The organism is Phycisphaerales bacterium (assembly GCA_029268515.1).
Lineage (GTDB): Bacteria > Planctomycetota > Phycisphaerae > Phycisphaerales > SM1A02 > JAQWNP01.
In genome coordinates, this window is the sequence record JAQWNP010000017.1 from 19,976 (window position 1) to 37,957 (window position 17,982).

Below are 17,982 nucleotides of genomic sequence, written 5' to 3' on the forward strand. Positions count from 1 at the left end.
ACAAGAGTCTATAGAAATTATGCTTTAGGCGTAAGTGTGTGTTGAGATTAGAACGTACGAATCTGAGAGGTATGGCATGAGGGCACTGGTTCCAATTGCAAATGGATCTGAAGATATTGAGGTTGTTGCGATTGCTGATGTCTTAGCACGCGGTGATATCGAGGTCGTTCTGGCTACGGTAGAGCCCTCGCTTCTGGTTCAGCTGATGAAAGGCATCCGAATACAAGCATCCTGTGAACTCATGGCGGTTGCTGACGAGGCATTTGATGCGATTGTTGTTCCGGGTGGCGTTCCGGGTTCATTTCATCTTGGTCAATCTGAAACGTTGCGGAAGATGCTTGTGGCCCATCATCGGGCCGGAGCGGTTGTTGCCGCGGTTTGCTTGGCGCCGGCATTGGTTCTTGAGCCGGCGGGGGTGTTAGCAAAGAGCGATCGAGCGACTTGTAATCCACTGCAAATTTCAACGCCAACAGAAACATTTGCACCAGATCACTTCACCTCGATGCTGGGCGAAAAATTTGATGGTGCTGTACGTGTCTGTGTTGATGAGCCGCATCGAATTGTGACTTCTCAGGCGCCTGGTACAACCATTGAGTTTGCATTGGCGGTTGTCAATATGTTGCGTGGGCCGAAGGTCGCTAGTGAAATCGCTGCGTATCTAAAGATACACGACTAGCGATGTCATCGACGTCCAAAACGACCTGGATCAAGGTCAGGAAGTGCAATCGAAGGGTTGCCCTCATCAATCGTCTCAGCCAACAGCCTGGCTGATATTGGTCCCAATGCCAAGCCCATCATGGCATGGCCAGTGGTTGTGTATGCGTTGTCCCAATTTGGCAATCGGCCCACTGCAGGTAGTCCATCAGTGGTGCAGGGTCTTAGGCCGCACCAACTTGAACGTGGAGCTGATTGCCCGAGCCCCTTGATGTAATGTTGCGCACCAACCTGCAGCATTCTCAATCTCTTTTGACGCAAGCGATGATTGATGCCACTGAACTCAATGGTGCCAGCGAGTTGAATTCCATTGTCTATTGGAGTGATCGCTACAAACGTCTCGGCGCAGACACAAGCGATCGAAAGTTGGGGGACTGGAGATGGTGGGGAGGCAAGCTTAAGGTGGTAACCTTTTCCGGCTTGCATGGGAATGGAAGTGTTGAAGTGGCGAACCAATTGGCTTGTCCAAACACCCGCGGCGAGCACAATGTGATCGGCTTCAATACGTTCTCCGGTATGGGTGCGTAAAGCTTTGAAGCGACTGCCGTTGTTTTCAAATGCAGTACAGCGCGTATTGGTTTTTATGACGACCCCTTTTTTTCGGAGATGGTCCACGAGTCCCAGAATGAGCTTTCTAGGACTTAGAAATGCACTTTCTTTGAAGTGCGCAGCACCTTGAACACGATCGTGAATGGCAGGTTCAAATGTGCTTAGCTGTTGCTTATCAAGAAGGTCTATCTTAAGACCAGCAGCTCGCTGCATCTCGGCTTCTTCTTCGATACGTTTTCCAGCCTTGGCCGTACCATATAATTCGAGCCATCCGCTGTCACGGTACTCACAGTCAATATCATTGCCCTTGATGAGATCATCGAAACTATTGGTGATTTCACCAGCCATGCGCATCAGCGTCTTCATGGAACGCTCAAACTGTCGCTTGGTGCATGCTTTTCTGAAGCCCCAGAACCATCGCCAAAGTTCAGGGTCAAGTTTGGGCTTGATATACAGTGGGCCTTTTGGATCAAGAAGAAAGCCCAGTGTTTTCCGGGTCAAGCCGGGGCGTTGTAGTGGGGGATGACCAACGCCAACAATGCCAGCGTTGCCAGTGGAAGCGCCATTGTCGATAAGATCTTTATCGATGACGATCACTTCATGCCCGCGTTCAACGAGATAGTGGGCGCAGGAGAGCCCTGTAATGCCGGCACCGACGATGACGGTGGTTTTACTCATGTAAGTGCAGTTTATTCCAAACGAGCGTCAGCCGTTAAAAAAGCCGCTCAGCATTGGCTGAGCGGCTTGAGTCCGATGATGAGCAGTCCATTTTGATTACTCAGCGTTGGCAGTGGCTTTGGTGTCTTTTGCTTCCTCTTCGTACTTGGTCAGCATGGCACGAATCTCTTCACCCATACCCTCACCACTGGCATGCTCTACAGCTTTCTTCTGCCAAGCAATTGCTTCTTTCATATTGCCTTGTTCATAGTAGATTCGAGCAACGGTATCTAGGACGGCTGCATTGGCGCCACCGTCTAATTCGTTGCCTTTGAGAGAAGTCTTAAGCGCCCAGTCGAGATCACGGCACTTTTCGTCTGACTCAGTAGCGACTGCCCAGGCGAGCGAGTTGTAGAGTTGACTGTTTTCTGGATCGGTGCCCAAGATCTCGTCCGCTAATTTATAAGCGGCCGTTTTATTGTCTGTATGCATGATCATGGTTTCAAACATGGACTTCTTGATGGCGATGTTGTCTGGGTATTGCTCACTCATTTCTGTGAGCACCGTGAGATACGTATCCCAGTCGTTGGCACGACGAGCTTCCATGAGTTGGCGATTCTTCGCTTCCATGGCTGCTTGCATTTTCTGTTCTTCTTCTGCTTCCTGTCGGGCTTTATCTGCATCCCATGATCCATCGATGACTTGCGGTAGTACTTCATCCATTGACATTGGGTGGCCGATCCAGGCGATATTGTCGTTTTGATCGACGACGAAAGCCGTTGGGATACCACGCTGTTGGGCTGCTTTCATATAAGCATCATGCATTGATCGATCAGGATCAGTGGCGAGTACGTACCGAATGTTCTCGTCCCATTTCTTTCCATTTGAAGCGTCATCGTCCAGGAACTTCTGAATCTTGCCGACTTCTTCATCACTGACACCAATAATGGTCACGTCGCTACTGTATTGGTCTTGAAGCTCACTGAGGTGGGGCATGCTTGATCGGCATGGGCCACACCATGTTGCCCAGAACTCAACGACGTAGACACGGTCGCCATCAAATGATGTCACACCCTCGCCTTTGATCACATGATCTATTGAAAGTACCGGCGCTTTGTCACCAACGGCCAGCGTGGGCATGGACGCATTTTCGGCAGGTGCTACTTCGTCACTCGCCATCGGCTGGATCTTAGCTGCGGGTACTGAATCACCTTCAGCAGAGATTGTTTCAGTCTTCTTGTTGTTATTACAGCCAGCCATCAAAGTGAGTGATGTCGCGGCCAGTGTTACGAGCGTGAGTGCCTTATTCATCGTTGGAGATCCTCCCAGAGGTAATTTTGAGGTGTATTCCATGAAACAACGGGCTCAAACTGTCCCGCATCATGTCATCGTATCAGTCTTGTGGCAGGCCTGCCAAGTCATCCTGTGGTGTCTCAACCGCCAGTCAATGCCACAAAGCAGTCATACGCCGCATGAACCCCAACTACGATCCCAAAACCACGGATGACATAAATGCCCGCAAAGTAAACTCCAGCCAGAAAATAGAAGGTAATGACGAGAGATTCGGTATCAGTGGACATGCCGAGGGTGGGGTGATACCAGGCAAAGGCGATGGCTGAAAGAGCAATTGCAATGATGATTGCAAGAGACTGCGGCGTCTTGAGTAAATCCACCAAAATATAATGGGCTAAAGCAATCAAAACCATTCGGAAAAGGAGTTCTTCGTAGAGACCGGCGCCAATCGCGATGGTGAGTTGCTGAAGCCTTGTTAATTGTGAAAACGCTTGTGTGGGGAGTTGGTCTGCGTTTTGAATAACTGTGGCAAGCAACTCGCTGTCACTTGGGGTATTCAAAGGACCAGAGAGTCCAAACTGACTAATCAGTTGCCAGAGAATAATCAAAGGGGCTGTGAGTAGGATGGATTCCAAAACCATGCCCAATAGAGATGATCCGCTGATGCGCCATGGAGCCCGTGTGAACAAGTGCCAGAAAAGTAGGACCACAACAATGATCAATCCGCCAAAGAAAAGCGCATCGCGAGCTGGTACCGCAAAGCCCTCCAGCATCTCAATGAGTTGTTGGTGAGCAATATTGGTGATCGGCACGCCGTTGCGATTGAGCACCGTCACGAGCGCAATTTCATATGCGATGATCAGCGGTAGCAGAAACGCCAGAATCTGAAGTGGCTGACGGCTGATTGCCCAATAGGACAGACGCCGCGCCACTGATGGCTCGTGTACTTCAGAAGCGGTTTGTCGCTGTTTCAAGAGAGGGCCTGCAGGTAGATACCTGATGGGAGCAGGTTTAGTTGTTGGCAGCCTTCTGTTTCAGATCACGAATTCTACGTGAGAGCCGGCTCTTTCTGCGTGCGGCAGTATTTCGATGGAGGGTGCTGGTCGTAGCAATACGATCAAGCAAACCGCAGGCTTTGCGGAATTCAGATTCTGCCGTCGGTACATCCTGTGCTTGAATGGCTTTCAGGACGGCCTTGGTCTGGTGCTTGATCTGGCGTTTCCGCCACAAATTACGTGCTCTGCATTTCGCATTCTGACGAATTCGCTTTTTGGCGGACAGTGAGTGAGCCACGGACAGTCTCCTACAACCCCTTTGTTGAGATGGGGGCCAATGAAAGTGGAAGCGGGGAGTATGTCAGAAATCGTCCAAAATGCAATTCGACAGGGCTCTCTTTTTGCTTTGGAGGCCCCTGGGGCCACTCGCAAGGCTCAGACGAGGAGCATTGTGGGGGTTTCAATGAGCTCCTTGAGGGCCTGCATATATTGGGCAGCCATTGCTCCATCAATCACTCGATGATCGAGGCTCAGCGTGCCTTGCATGTCATGGCCGACCACAATCTGGCCATCTCGGACCACAGGTAGCTCGACGGATGCGCCCACAGCGAGAATAGCGCTGTTTGGTGGGTTGATGATGGCAGTGAAGTGTTCCACGCCAAACATGCCCAGATTCGAGAGTGTAAACGTGGCATCGCTCATCTCTTCGACGGTGAGTCCTCGCGTGCGAGCTTTTTCAGCGAGCACCTTGGTTTCGGCAGAGATGAGTCGAAGGCTTTTGAGATCCGCATCACGGATGGTTGCAACCACGAGACCGCCACCCTTTTCTGGGGGCAATGATATGGCTACGCCAATGTTGACTTGTCCGTGGTAGAGAATATGGTCGCCACCAAATGAAGCATTGAAATCTGGGTGATCCGCCATCGCTAGAGCGCAGCCGCGGACCAAAAAGTCATTAACAGATAGTTTTACTTCATGGCTTGCGAGTTGTTCATTCAGTGATTTACGTAACTCTAAAAGAGGGTCCATGTTGAATTTCATGGTCACTTGATAATGTGGAATGGTTGTTTTTGATTCCACAAGTCGGCGTGCAATTGTTTGCCTCATTGGTGTGAGCGGTGCGGTGTGATCGCCTGCGACTAAGGCGCTCGAAGAGACAGGTGTCACAATATGGGTCACTTGTGAGGGGGTCGCCATTGAAGTTACCATGGCAGTAGGGGGGATTGCTGCTTGGTTTTCTTTGGAGGCGTCAATGGCTTGAAGGACATCCCGCTTAATAATGCGGCCCTGTGGCCCTGACCCTTGGATCGCTGAAAGATCGATGCTGTTGTCATCGGCAATACGACGAGCCACTGGTGTCACCCGCATATGTTCATGCCCACTCTTGTCGGCAGCCGGTGCCGGTGCTGGCGATACAGCTGGTTCGGCCGCTGGTGTTGGCGTTGCAGCGGGCTCGGCTGCTGGTGCTGGCTCGGCTGCTGCTGGTGCTAGTTCGGCCGCTGGTGCTGGCTCGGCTGCTGGTGCTGCTGCTGTGTCGTTATCACTCGCGCTGGCAGCAGGGTCTTCGCCCTCTTCAGCCAGAACAGCAATCGTTTGGCCGACTTCGACCGTCTGGCCTTCTTGGGCAGTGATCTCAGCCACCGTGCCATCATCAAACGCCTGCATTTCCATGGTCGCCTTGTCGGTCTCGACATCTGCGAGTGTGTCACCGCTGTTTACGGCGTCACCCTTTTTAACATGCCATTTGATGACAGTGCCTTGCTCCATGGTGTCTGAGAGGCGGGGCATTGTAATCGGAATTGTCATGGTTTAAGGCTCCCGGGCATTGATGAAACACGAGCGGTTTATGATTCGGCGGATCTAGAGGTTGTAGGTAGCGGAACGAACGGCCTCAATGATCTTGCCGGCATGAGGAAGCATCGCTTGCTCAAGATTTGTGGCGTAGGGTGCCGGGACATCGTCATTGTTCACGCGGTGTACATGATTGTCCAGATGATCGAAACACCACTCCTGGACTTGAGCAGAAATTTCCGATGCGATTGAAGCAAATGGCCAAGACTGATCAACAACGACGCATGCATTCGTCTTTTTGACAGAGGCGGAAATTGTTTCCATATCGAGAGGGCGTATTGAACGTCCATCAACAACTTCACATTCAATTCCAGATTTCGCCAGTTCTTCGGCGGCCTCTAGAGCAAAGTGAACAGGGCGTCCAAAGGCCACAATGGTGCAGTCAGTGCCTGTTCTTCGGACCCGAGCTTCCCCAATTGGTGTGAGGTACTCTTCTTCTGGGACTTCACCTTTCAGTGAGAGGAGTCGCTCTGACTCAAGGCAAAAGACAGGATCATCATCCCGGATGGCGCTCTTAAGTAGGCCTTTGGCGTCATCGGGGAACGCTGGAATAATCATCTTCAATCCGGGAACATTTGCGAACATTGACTCGACACACCAGGAGTGCGTTGAACCAAGCTGTCCACCAGCGCCGTCGTTTCCTCGAAAGACGATTGGTACGCCAAACTGACCGCCGGACATATACAACATTTTAGGTGCATTATTGAGTACCTGGTCTGCGCTGACCAAGCTAAAGGACCAGCTCATGAACTCAATGATGGGACGTAAGCCCATCATTGCGGCACCAATTCCCAAGCCGGAGAAGCCTGTTTCAGAAATGGGTGTGTCAATAATACGATCAGCGCCGAACTCTTCGAGCATGCCTCGGCTGACTTTGTAAGCCCCATTGTATTGAGCGACTTCTTCACCCATCAGAAACACACGTTCGTCGCGATGCATTTCTTCTGTCATCGCTTCACGGAGTGCATCACGGAATTCAATTTCTCTGGCCATGGTCAGGCGTCCTCCTGACTTTTGTTTGCATCTTCGCTACGCAACATAGTGGGAAGTGTCGTGCCTTTGAATGGCCCCCAAGTGCCGGTGTGAACATCGACATATAGTTCATCCAGTGGTGGTGGCGGTGCATCAGTGGCTCGCCGGACAACATCACGAATCTCATCGCGAATCTCAGTTGTCATTTTTTTGTACTCGTCAGCGGTCAGATTGCCTGATTCGATGAGGTCGTGCGAAAGGTGATCAATCGGATCTCGCTTGTGCCATTGCTCTTCTTCTTCAGGAGTCCGGTACTTGCGAGGATCAGACATGGAGTGACCCTTGTAGCGATAGGTGCGAATTTCTACCAGATCGGGCTTGGAGTTCTTTCTTGAGAAGTCAACAATCTTTTTGAATTGGTCATGAACAGAAACGACGTCCATCCCTTCCTCGATCAGATGTCCCTTCATTCCATAAGCTTCAGCCTTGCGGTAGAGCGCATCGGCCAATGTGGTACCACGTGCGACTGAAGTCCCCATGGCATATCCATTGTTTTCGATGACAAAGATCACTGGAAGATCGAGTATGCCTGCGAGGTTCAGAGCCTCATGGAAAGCGCCTTGATTGATGGCGCCATCTCCCAGATAGCACACAGTGACTCGGGCGTGATCAGATTGCTTGAGAATCTCTTGCTCATACTTTGTCGCAAAGGCCAGTCCTGTTGCGAGCGGCGTCTGGGCGCCAACGATGGCATGCCCCCCATAAAGGTGTTTATCGCGGTCAAACATATGCATTGACCCGCCCTTACCTTTTGCACAACCATCAAATCTGCCGAAGAGCTCTGCCATACATCGATATGGATCCATGCCACGTGCAAGGGCGTGGCCATGGCAGCGGTATGCAGTAATGACTGGATCATCGTCATTGAGGGCCGTAATGGTGCCAACGGCGACTGCTTCTTGCCCGCTATAGATGTGGCAGAAGCCTCCGATAAGGCGGTTTTGATACGCCTGCATCGTGCGTACCTCAAACTCTCGAATGAGGAGCATTTCCCGTAGCCACTGCTTGAGCTTTTTTACACTTGAACTCTTAGTCACTTTGCCTTTGGCCTCGTCCTTTACTGGCGGTGCCACCTTTTCCTGAATGGTCTTTGTTGCTGTTGCTTTGGTCATGCGCAGTCTCAATCTGGCACTCGTATCTGGCGCTGCGATTTCCAGGGGCATCCCCTGGCAAAATATGTACAGCCAAGCCAATAGGATAGTGGATAGCATGATTTATGGCGCCCCCGGGGACTCTCAGAGGCTCTGGCGGTGTCTACGCGGATGGGTTGCCTGGGTACAGTATGTTCGTGCCTCTGCTATTCTGTCCGCGCTGTTTCGGCCTCAATCATAAATGGAGCCCCTATGAGCAACGGACCCCGACCAAATCTGGACAATGAGCCGCCAATTATTGATGGACCTGAGCATCATCGCACAGAGTCCTCCTGGACCAGTGACGATTCAACTGAGCGTAATGAGGCGGTTAACGTCTTATGGTGGATCTTCTGGGTGATCGTAATCGGGCTGGCAGTCATTGCCGGTCTGTTTGCGTTTTCGATCTTTTAGAGGATGTTATTAATGCATTTAGATCCTTCAACAACCTCCAGTCCGGTGGATCATCCTGCTGTGGCGTCCGGAGATGGGGCCGAAGCTGGCCCAGGCACAGGTGAAGCGCATAGCCAGGTCGACTGGTTCGAATGGGATACCTATGTCGAAATAGTTGAGTCATTTTTCGAACTTCACACCCTTGATCTCATTCTCACTGTCGTTTTTCTTTTGACTGCTGTGATTGCGGACATCGTCCAAAGATTTATGATTCGTAGGTTGCGTAAACGTGCTGAGAGAAATGGTCACGAAGTACGGTCTATTATTGCGGCTGCCATCACGGGTCCTTTGGGGTTTGGGATCTGGATTACGGCAATTACAACTTCAATACAGTTGTATGTTCCTGAAGACACCAGGGTCATTCCCGTGTTTTACGAATATGTCGGTGACATTCGTATTCTTGTCATTATTGCGTTACTCGCATGGTTCATTGCTCGGTGCCTTCGGCGGAGCGAAGTGGTTGTTGTCAACCGGCACCAAGCCGCCAATGCTGAGTTTGACCTGACTGCATTACAAGCACTTATGGGCTTTGGTGTGATCATGGTTTGGATCGTTGCGGTACTGGTGGGTTTTCAATCGCTCGGTTTCAATCTGGCAGCCTTGCTGACGATCGGTGGTGTCGGTGCGGCAGCAATCGGATTTGCGGCTCAGGATTGCATCTCGAATTTCTTTGGAGGTTTGATGGTGCTTTTCAATGCGCCATTTAAAGTGGGCGATTGGATTCAGTCACCAGATCGAGAACTTGAGGGCACCGTGGAGCGGATTGGTCTTTATGCGACGGTCGTTCGTTCATTTGATAAGCGGCCAATCTATGTGCCGAATTCTATTTTCCTCAAGGCTATTACTGTCAATCCATCAAGAATGACCAATCGACGGATTAAGTTTAATTTGACTTTGCGTTATCAAGATTTGGGTCAGGTTCAGGCGGTGAGTGATGCCATTAAGAAAATGCTGATGGAGCATCCAGAGATTGATACTGCGCAGACGATGCTGGTTAACTTCACAACATATGGTGACTCATCGATTGATATCATGATTTACACATTCACAAAAACGACCGTCTGGGCCAAGTTTGAAGATATACGGTCGGATGTGCTTCTTAGGATTGGTGGCATTGTCAAGCAACATGACGCTGACTTTGCATTCCCAACACGTACGATTGAGTTTGCTGGATCTCCGCCACAGGACGTTCAACCATTAGGCGTCTCCAGTTAAAACGATGACATGAAGTGGAGTTTTTATGAGCAACCATGCAAATGATTTGATGACCGTGGCGACACCGCAGTCTGAGGTAGAGGCCCAGGTCTTGGTCGATGCGCTTAATGATGCAGGCATCAAAGCGGTTGCTTTTGCATCCGCTACTGGGGGGACAGCCCTGCCTTTCCCGGGGGGTGTCGCAGTTCAGGTCCCAGAAGCTGATGTGGATCGAGCGAAAGCGATCATTGCCGACGTTGGCACGGAAGGGGCCCAGATTGACTGGGATAATGTTGATGTTGGAGAGGCAGAAGGTGATGGTTCAGACGCTTAGCGATCTTTGCCTAATACGTACGCATACACAGGGCAACCTTGGGGCCATGCCCACCTCCCTGGTCCATTGAGTATGGTTCATTGCCTAAAATTCAATGTTCATTGGAAAGATAGATTTAAAATGGCAGGGCTGCGGCTGTTGAGGGGCTATGGGGCCTCTGGTACGCTGCCTCTCTGCATGCAGGTACTGCAAAGATGCGGGTGTAGCTCAATTGGATAGAGCATCGGTCTACGAAACCGAAGGTTACAGGTTCGAGCCCTGTCACCCGCGTTGCCAAGCAGTCATCAATCGCATGTAAAACCCACTTTGAGCATTTGATCAATGTGAACTGCTGCCTGCAGTACTCGATCTTGCCCCCTCATCAGACTGTCAAGTAGATCTAAACAACGATGGTCTTGTCAATGTCACGGATCAACTCGCGGTGATTGCAGGCTGTGGAGTGTGCCAATAGTCGGTTTCGAACGGTGAACTAGAACCCGCCGTCGCGCATTTTTTCGATTGACTCAGAATAGGGATACGATGCAAAGACACCTGTTGGTGCGAGTTCCCACATACGGAGTGATGGATAGACGTCGCCACAGTAGCCAGATTCATGCATCGTTCGCAGCACGGTCTCGAAACTCGGTTCATTACCTGAGGCATCAACGAGTCGGTTTGACTTAGCGCCTAAGAAGCTAATCGATGCGCAAGGCAGTCGGTCATAGCGATGTTCAAGCATACGGCCTATTTTCCGGAAGCCACCAGCAATGTCGTTGAGTGTGAAGTGGTCCCGATCCGGGTGGCGTAAAAGTGCCAGTACCTCAACAGCGTCCATGTCGTATTTAAGAACCAGTACATCATCAGGTGATGCTGAGCTCGCAAAGGTACGAGCATGCATCGTGATAGAATCGGCATTCCATTGGCTGGTTGGTAGCAGATCTGCAAGATGACCAATGATGCCATTGGCATTGTCGTCAGGATTCACGCCACAAATCAAAGTGCGATAGCGGCGAGAGAGCATGTCATTCAGTAGATGTTGGCCCCATTGAATACGGACACATCGCCCATCCGGATTCGCGTCCTTTGGATTGCCAGCCGGTAAAAGTACCACACGATCAGCCCGTCGATCGGCGTGCATAAGGGCATCGCCCTCGCCATCATAAAGCTTGGGGACATGTTCTTCTGATGCTGTTTTTGTCATGGCGAATCTCCTCATAGAACAACGGTTTTGTTCTGCTCGCGGTATTCATCATACCAGGGCAATTCCAAAACGAGGAAGATCGCTATTGCATTGCATTGGCCGATTGAATCATGCTGTCCCAGCCAATCTACGGACAGTCATCATGAAGCCTCGCTTCATATTGGCGTACATAGCCCAGACAATGAGGCTGTAAATCAGAGCGCCCACAACAGCACCAATAAAGAGCGTGAGGCGAGCTGTGAAAACGCTGTCGTTCAGTGCATCGGGGATCATTTGGACAGGATATGAACTTGTGTAGAGCACGTTGATTGGGCTGAGGCTCTCGATGAAGGCGCCCGCGAAAGAGAAGTTCGCCCCAGCGGGAATACCACAGAGACTGAGGAGGCCCAAAACACTTCCAGCGGTGAGTACCGAGAAGACCACGGAGGAAATGGTGCTCTTGCTGCGGATTGACCATTGCAGGCCAACCATCACGCAGAAGGCAGTAAATGGTACCAGTACCAGTATGAGTGCGATGACCACTTCAGGGAGTACCAGTGGCAGCACCAGTGCACTACCACCAAATGGGTTTGGTATTGATGCGGTGGCCCCGCGCCCAAAACCATCACTTAAGACAAAGATGGCGACAATGAGCATCGAGGTGATTGGAACAGCCATCATGGGCGCAAGAAACTGAACAATGCCTCGGAGTTTGCCAGCGATATAGGGGCCCGGTTGAATAGGCGTCGTCAGAATGAGATCAAGGGTTCCATCTTCACGTTCACGAGCCACTGCTGTGGCGCTCATATTGATGGCGACCAGCGTAATGACGATGACCTCAGCAGCAACAAGTACCGTGATCACTTGCTTGGCCACCTTTTGGTCAACGGTGTCTGTTGCCATGAGAACTGTCAATAGAAATGGGATTGCAATACCCACAATGACAAATCCCCAGCGACCAAGAATGGAGGGCAGGTTACGACCACGATTATGCGATTCTCGCCATGAAATTGGATTACGGCCAACCGGTCGTGGGACGCGCGTTGAGCTGCCAACAGCACTGAGCCCAACCAGTCGACGCCACCACGGAAGGCTGCCGGTGGCCATTCCAATCATACGAACACGCAGTGTTGAATAAGCAACCATCAACCCAGATAGGATCAAACAAATCCAACAGAATGTTGCAATGGGATGGGAAAACCACAGGTTTGAGATCCAAGAGCTTGAATCTGTTGGTGGACGGGCAATATAAGAATTTGAATAGAGTAGAACTTCGAGTGCTAAAAACGGATTGAGTGGGGTGAGTACAGTGGAAAGGTCTGTGATCGATCCGGCACGAACCGGTTGTCGGATCTGTATGTCAGCGGCATAGGTCAGAAATAAGTAAATGATGACGCAAAAGTAGAAAAGAAACACGGCGCGCTTTCCAGCCGTACGGGTGACCGATAGTGTGACGGCAATAGCCGCCACCAGCAGCGCGCTGCATGCAGCAATGGCGTAACTTTGGAAAATGGAGCTACCAGGAACACCACCAAAATATTGGGTGACAGCAAAGAGCGGGAGGCTGGCAAGGAGCAGGGCCAGTACAAAGAACAATCGTCCAAAGAGATTGCCAAGCACAATCTGCATCGAGTTCAAAGGTGTTGTCAGCAGGATGTCCCAGGTTCGCGGTGATGCTTCTTGAGCAATGGCACCTGCCATGAACACTGGCGTCAACAAACAGATCAATCCAACCTGAAGCAAACTGACCACGGTAAAGAGCTGGGCGCCACCAGCAGCAAAGCTGCGCATGGACATAGAGCTGCCACCGATCTCACCGAGCAAGACAAAGAGCATGACCACAATCATGATGGCCAGATATCCAGAGCGGAGATAGAGATGGCGCACCCGCCTCGAACCACCTTGGATCAGACGGAGGCAGATGGGGTTGGTTGGAAGCAGTCGCAAGACCCAGTTGAGTATGGCTGGCATGGCGAATCTTCCTGCATTGGAGAACTTAGGGAGCAAAAGGTGTTTGTAGGCTGCAAAAGCCCATTCTGGACCTGGGAGGCCAGGGGGTGTATCGGACGCTAGAGCCGAGCTTGACGGAAAATGATCTCACTGCCTCAGGGATCCAGTCTTGACGGGTTCAAGATGCTGTCGATAATAGTAGATACTCGCTGAGAGGCGAGGACGACTGGCTGATGAGCAGCGTGCTGATCACAGTCGATGACATTACACACGGCCCGCTCGGTCCAGGATCGCAGTGCGTTCGTTTAGAGGCTATCTACAATTGCTGCCTCCAGTGTTGATCACTGTTGGAGAGGGTAATTCGGATAGCACGAATAGATTGAATTAGTTCGCGACAGTAGTTTTTATTTTTTTTAGTATCTACTCCGGAGTTTTAGCCCCGAATCAGCACATAACGTCTATTGAAGGCTTTTCGTCATCTATTGGTAGAAACGGCATCTCAGCTGGTTCACGGTAGGGTGAAGAAGGCAACTTTATGTACACGGGGCGATTTCAGCTGTCGTCATTTCGATCAATTCGTATAAGCGGACTTACGGTAATGAGTGCCATGCTCTTTTGACGTGATGGCACGCTTGGGTATGGATTGAGCGGTCTCTTCCCAGATTAGATTGGGGTTGCCAGTGCTATTATTGGGCGTTGAGGGGACTGGACTGGTCTTGTGGATCATTGCTGCGGCTGTAGGCGGCGCCATTTTTTCTTGGCTGCTTATCGCTCAGCTCACAGGCGGCACCATTAGCAGAGCCCGCAAGGAAGCGGAGCGTCGATTAGAAACTGCGGAGCGCGAGGCAGAAAGTATTCGCGGCAAGTCGGAGTTGGACGCGGAACGTTTTGTGCGGCAACAGCGAGAGACCTTTGATAAAGAACAGGCCGCAGCGAAAGCTGATTTCAAGAAAGCAGAAAAACGTCTGGCAAGCCGCCAAGACAAACTGGATTCAAAACTGGATCGCCTGTCGTCAAAAGAGAATAAGCTTGATCAGCGGCATGAATCTCTGTTGAGTAAGGAAACCGCACATGAGGAGGCCATTGTGTCTCTTCAAAAAGAACGAGATCAAATTCGTGCTCGGTTGGCAGAGGTTGGATCGCTTACGGAAGAGGCTGCTCGCGAGCAGCTGCTTGAAGAAGTTCGACAGTATGCTGAGCATGATGCTCGCGAGCTATCGCAGCGTATTTTAGATGAAGCAGAAACAGACGCGCGCGGCAAGAGTCGTGAGATCACCTTGATGGCTATCCAGCGTTATGCCGCAGAGCATGTGGCTGATTCAACAGTTCGATCGGTCCGGATTGCATCAGATGATCTCAAGGGCCGAGTCATTGGCCGTGAGGGGCGAAATATTCGAGCATTGGAACGTGCTACTGGAGCGGACATCTTGGTTGATGATACGCCCGGCGTTATTTCAGTTTCATGTTTCGATCCCGTGCGTCGGGCGATTGCGGGCGAGGCGTTAGCCAAGCTCGTCGAAGACGGTCGAGTGCATCCCTCTCGAATTGAAGAAGTTGTTGCCTCAGTCCGTGCCGACATGCAAGAGCGCATTAAGACCTACGGTAGTGATGCAGTGATGGAAACGAGCATTCGAGGTCTTCATCCCAAGATTGTTGAAGCACTGGGCAAAATGCACTTTCGCACAAGTTATGGGCAGAACGTGCTTCGGCACTCTATTGAAGTTGCATTCCTGAGCCAGATCATTGCTGATCAATTGGGGCTTGATGGCGACATCGGCCGCCGCTGTGGGCTGCTTCACGACATCGGTAAGGCGATGGACCATGAGATGGAGGGAACACATCCTGTCATTGGAGCTGAGTTCTGTCGTCGCCACGGCGAGAAGACCGAAGCAGTACTTAATGCGGTTGCCGGCCACCATGGGGATATCCCCGCAACCACACCCTATACACCGATTGTCATGGCCGCTGATGCGATCTCTGGAGCACGTCCAGGAGCGAGGCGGGAATCGATGGAGATGTATGTCAAACGTCTTGAGCAACTCGAATCTTTGGCGAGAGAACATGAGACCGTGACAGAAGCACATGCTATTCAAGCAGGGCGTGAAGTGCGGGTCATCGTGGATGCAAAGAAAGCTGATGATGCACTGGCATTTGATATTGCAAGTAAGATTGCCAAGCGTGTTGAAGAAGAGATGACTTTCCCCGGAGAGATTAAGGTGACGGTGCTACGTGAAGTTCGCGCCGAAGCAACTGCGAGATAATTCCGACAAAGTGGTGAGCCTTCTCACCAAAAATGTTTTTGGAGAGAATCGTCATGCCAATAAAGGCTACAGACGTCAGGCGTGGGCAAGCCCTGATTTTTAATGGTCAGTTGAACATCGTGCTCGATACCGATCACGTGAAGCCTGGTAAGGGGCCAGCGTATGTACAAGCGAAGATGAAAAACTTGGAGACAGGTACCATCAAGGTAAACCGTCTCAATTCATCTGATAAGCTTGATGACGTCAATATTGACCGTCGTGAAATGCAATATCTCTATGACAGTAGTGGTCAGGGTAATGGCCCTTTTGTCTTTATGGACAATGACAATTATGAACAGTTTGAAGTAGATGGTGATGTGCTTGGTTCTGATCAGAGCCAATGGCTCAAAGAGAACATCACGGTCAAGATTATGATGCACGAAGAACGCCCGTTGGGTGTTGAAATGCCACTGGTCGTGGAATTAGCGGTGACCGAGACGGCGCCACAGCCAAAGGGTGCTACAGCCACAAATCAACTCAAAACAGCCGTGGTCGAAACCGGTGCCAATGTGCGCGTGCCACCCTTTATTGAGATTGGTCAGGTCGTCAAGATCAATACCGAAACCGGGGAATACCTAGGCAAGGCATGATGTTCTCATGCAAACACTGACTGAGATTCGCCAGTTGTTAGCTGAGCATGGCCTTCGGCCACGTCGTCGCTTGGGTCAGAATTTCATGCATGATAAGAATCAGGTGGCCAAGCTGGTGTCTGCAGCAGCACTGGAACCTGGTGAACTTGTGTTGGAAGTCGGCCCCGGTACAGGCACGCTGACCGAAGCATTAATCGCAGCTGGGGCTCGAGTCGTCGCCAGTGAACTCGATGCTGGTCTTGCAGCGCTCATTCGTGATCGCTTTGGAGAAGAGATAACGATTGTTGAAGGCGACTGTTTAGCAGGTTCTGATTCACTTGCGCCAGCGCTTTTAACGGCCCTTGGTGATCAGCCCTTTGTGACGGTTGCCAATCTTCCATACCAGGTGGCGAGCCCACTGATGGTTTTGCTTCTTCAGACCTGTGTGAATTGCCGAGCTATTTTTGTGACCGTTCAGCTTGAGGTGGCCCAACGGATGACAGCAAGCCCTGGGACCAAACAGTGGGGGCCACTCACTGTCATGTTGCAGGCATTTGCTGACATTAAGCGGTTGGCGGTGATTCCTGCCAGCAGCTTCTGGCCAGAGCCAAAGATTAAAAGTGCACTTGTTTCCTTGCAGAGGCGGCCGCAGACGTTGATCTCAGACGCGCATGGATTTGGTCGCTTTGTGACCCAGCTCTTTACCAAGCGGCGTAAACAGTTGGGCGCTATTCAACCTACTTGGAAAGTGTCGTCGCTTGATTTTGATTGGACGAGACGTCCAGAGTCTTTGGCAATATCGGAATTGGTAACACTGTTTGAATTCGAGAAAAAAGCGAGGATGCAAAGAGAAGTACAATGAGCGATATGGATTCACAATTAAGGATTGCTATTGTCGGCGGAACTGGCGTCGGCGATGCCCTTGCAAATCAGCTGGATGCCGAAGGACGTCGCACTGAACGTCCTGAGACACCTTTTGGTTTGCCAAGCGACGCGATCCAACTCGGTTCTATTGAAGGAACGCCGGTGGCCCTCCTTCGGCGCCACGGTGCCCAGCATCAATTTAATCCGACCCATGTGCCATACCGGGCAAACATATTTGCCCTCAAGCTTCTGGGCTGCACGCACGTGCTTGCCAGCGGCGCCACTGGATCATTGCAAGAGTCAATCAAGCCGCGCGATCTGGTGCTTTGCGATCAGTTGATTGATCGCACCACAGCCCGTGATCAGCAGCGCACCTTCTTTGACGGGGCTGCGGTTCATGTCGAGTTTGCTGATCCCTGTTGTGGTGTGATGCGGCAATGGCTGATGAAAGCAGCTGAAAGCTGTGACGATCTCAAGCTGCATCCTCAAGGCACTTACGTGTGTATGGAAGGGCCTGCTTTTTCGACGCGAGCAGAGTCGCGTATGCATCGTTCCTGGGGTGGTGATCTCATTGGCATGACGGCTTTGCCAGAAGCTCGCTTAGTGCGTGAGGCAGAAATGGCGTATGCCTTGGTTGGTATGCCGACTGACTACGACGCCTGGCGCGAACATGATCCTGGACAAGATACAGCGACGGTGCTGACTGAGGTGTTGGCGCATCTCACCCATGCGTCTGATGCGTGTTTGAGATTAATTCGCGCGGCGCTGCGTGATGTCACCGTGTTGCGTGATACGCCCAGTCAGGCTGGTTCAGCGCTGGCCAATGCGATCTGGACATCGCCTGATGCCATTGATGTAGAGACGCGCCAAGCGCTAGCCCCGTTGTGGGGTAACCGTTTGGATGGGTAAGCCATTTCGTTAGAAACGGCGAACAAACA

General features: G+C 51.3%; 16 protein-coding genes and 1 tRNA gene. 9 read left to right on the forward strand and 8 right to left on the reverse strand.

Annotation, left to right across the window (positions count from 1 at the left end):
• The first annotated feature begins 76 nt into the window (after nucleotides 1-76).
• Complete coding sequence (locus P8J86_11820) at nucleotides 77-676, forward strand: DJ-1/PfpI family protein (protein MDG2055382.1); 600 nt, start codon at nucleotides 77-79, stop codon at nucleotides 674-676.
• 5 nt (nucleotides 677-681) lie between these two features.
• On the opposite strand, the gene P8J86_11825 is transcribed toward P8J86_11820, so the two are convergent.
• From P8J86_11825 to pdhA, 6 genes are all read right to left on the reverse strand, one after another.
• On the reverse strand, nucleotides 682-1,941 hold the full coding sequence (locus P8J86_11825) for an FAD-dependent oxidoreductase (GenBank protein MDG2055383.1): 1,260 nt from the start codon (nucleotides 1,939-1,941) through the stop codon (nucleotides 682-684).
• Between the two features lie 96 nt (nucleotides 1,942-2,037).
• Nucleotides 2,038-3,231 carry a redoxin domain-containing protein gene (locus P8J86_11830; protein MDG2055384.1) on the reverse strand — a complete coding sequence of 398 codons (1,194 nt, stop codon included), beginning with the start codon at nucleotides 3,229-3,231 and terminating at the stop codon, nucleotides 2,038-2,040.
• Between the two features lie 122 nt (nucleotides 3,232-3,353).
• A complete protein-coding gene (locus P8J86_11835; protein MDG2055385.1) occupies nucleotides 3,354-4,187 on the reverse strand; it encodes a CPBP family glutamic-type intramembrane protease in 834 nt (277 codons plus the stop codon).
• Nucleotides 4,188-4,643: 456 nt separating this feature from the next.
• A complete protein-coding gene (locus P8J86_11840; protein ID MDG2055386.1) occupies nucleotides 4,644-6,014 on the reverse strand; it encodes a dihydrolipoamide acetyltransferase family protein in 1,371 nt (456 codons plus the stop codon).
• 54 nt (nucleotides 6,015-6,068) lie between these two features.
• On the reverse strand, nucleotides 6,069-7,052 hold the full coding sequence (locus P8J86_11845; protein MDG2055387.1) for a pyruvate dehydrogenase complex E1 component subunit beta: 984 nt from the start codon (nucleotides 7,050-7,052) through the stop codon (nucleotides 6,069-6,071).
• Nucleotides 7,053-7,054: 2 nt separating this feature from the next.
• On the reverse strand, nucleotides 7,055-8,203 hold the full coding sequence (pdhA, locus tag P8J86_11850; protein MDG2055388.1) for a pyruvate dehydrogenase (acetyl-transferring) E1 component subunit alpha: 1,149 nt from the start codon (nucleotides 8,201-8,203) through the stop codon (nucleotides 7,055-7,057).
• A 231-nt stretch (nucleotides 8,204-8,434) separates the two neighbouring features.
• Between pdhA and P8J86_11855 the strand changes: the two genes are divergently transcribed.
• From P8J86_11855 to P8J86_11870, 4 genes are all read left to right on the forward strand, one after another.
• Nucleotides 8,435-8,635, forward strand: coding sequence for a hypothetical protein (locus tag P8J86_11855; protein ID MDG2055389.1), 201 nt, complete (start codon nucleotides 8,435-8,437; stop codon nucleotides 8,633-8,635).
• A gap of 12 nt (nucleotides 8,636-8,647) precedes the next feature.
• The gene (locus P8J86_11860; GenBank protein MDG2055390.1) at nucleotides 8,648-9,889 is read left to right on the forward strand and encodes a mechanosensitive ion channel family protein; all 1,242 of its coding nucleotides are present in this window, start codon (nucleotides 8,648-8,650) and stop codon (nucleotides 9,887-9,889) included.
• A gap of 25 nt (nucleotides 9,890-9,914) precedes the next feature.
• Nucleotides 9,915-10,202, forward strand: coding sequence for a DUF2007 domain-containing protein (locus P8J86_11865; protein ID MDG2055391.1), 288 nt, complete (start codon nucleotides 9,915-9,917; stop codon nucleotides 10,200-10,202).
• Between the two features lie 196 nt (nucleotides 10,203-10,398).
• Nucleotides 10,399-10,472, forward strand: a tRNA-Arg gene (locus P8J86_11870).
• Between the two features lie 199 nt (nucleotides 10,473-10,671).
• Here P8J86_11870 and P8J86_11875 read toward each other — a convergent pair.
• Nucleotides 10,672-11,382, reverse strand: a complete 711-nt coding sequence (locus P8J86_11875) for a hypothetical protein (protein MDG2055392.1) — start codon at nucleotides 11,380-11,382, stop codon at nucleotides 10,672-10,674.
• Between the two features lie 108 nt (nucleotides 11,383-11,490).
• A complete protein-coding gene (locus P8J86_11880) occupies nucleotides 11,491-13,332 on the reverse strand; it encodes an ABC transporter permease subunit (GenBank protein ID MDG2055393.1) in 1,842 nt (613 codons plus the stop codon).
• Nucleotides 13,333-13,991: 659 nt separating this feature from the next.
• Here P8J86_11880 and rny point away from each other — a divergent pair.
• Genes rny through P8J86_11900 form a run of 4 tightly spaced genes read left to right on the forward strand, consistent with a single transcriptional unit; the run spans nucleotide 13,992 to nucleotide 17,953 of the window.
• Nucleotides 13,992-15,572, forward strand: a complete 1,581-nt coding sequence (gene rny / locus P8J86_11885; GenBank protein MDG2055394.1) for a ribonuclease Y — start codon at nucleotides 13,992-13,994, stop codon at nucleotides 15,570-15,572.
• A 53-nt stretch (nucleotides 15,573-15,625) separates the two neighbouring features.
• Nucleotides 15,626-16,201: an elongation factor P gene (gene efp / locus P8J86_11890; protein ID MDG2055395.1), complete on the forward strand. Its 576-nt coding sequence runs from the start codon at nucleotides 15,626-15,628 to the stop codon at nucleotides 16,199-16,201.
• Nucleotides 16,202-16,208: 7 nt separating this feature from the next.
• A complete protein-coding gene (gene rsmA / locus P8J86_11895; GenBank protein MDG2055396.1) occupies nucleotides 16,209-17,042 on the forward strand; it encodes a 16S rRNA (adenine(1518)-N(6)/adenine(1519)-N(6))-dimethyltransferase RsmA in 834 nt (277 codons plus the stop codon).
• Complete coding sequence (locus tag P8J86_11900) at nucleotides 17,039-17,953, forward strand: MTAP family purine nucleoside phosphorylase (protein ID MDG2055397.1); 915 nt, start codon at nucleotides 17,039-17,041, stop codon at nucleotides 17,951-17,953. The genes rsmA and P8J86_11900 overlap by 4 nt, the downstream gene beginning before the upstream one ends.
• Nucleotides 17,954-17,982 lie beyond the last annotated feature (29 nt).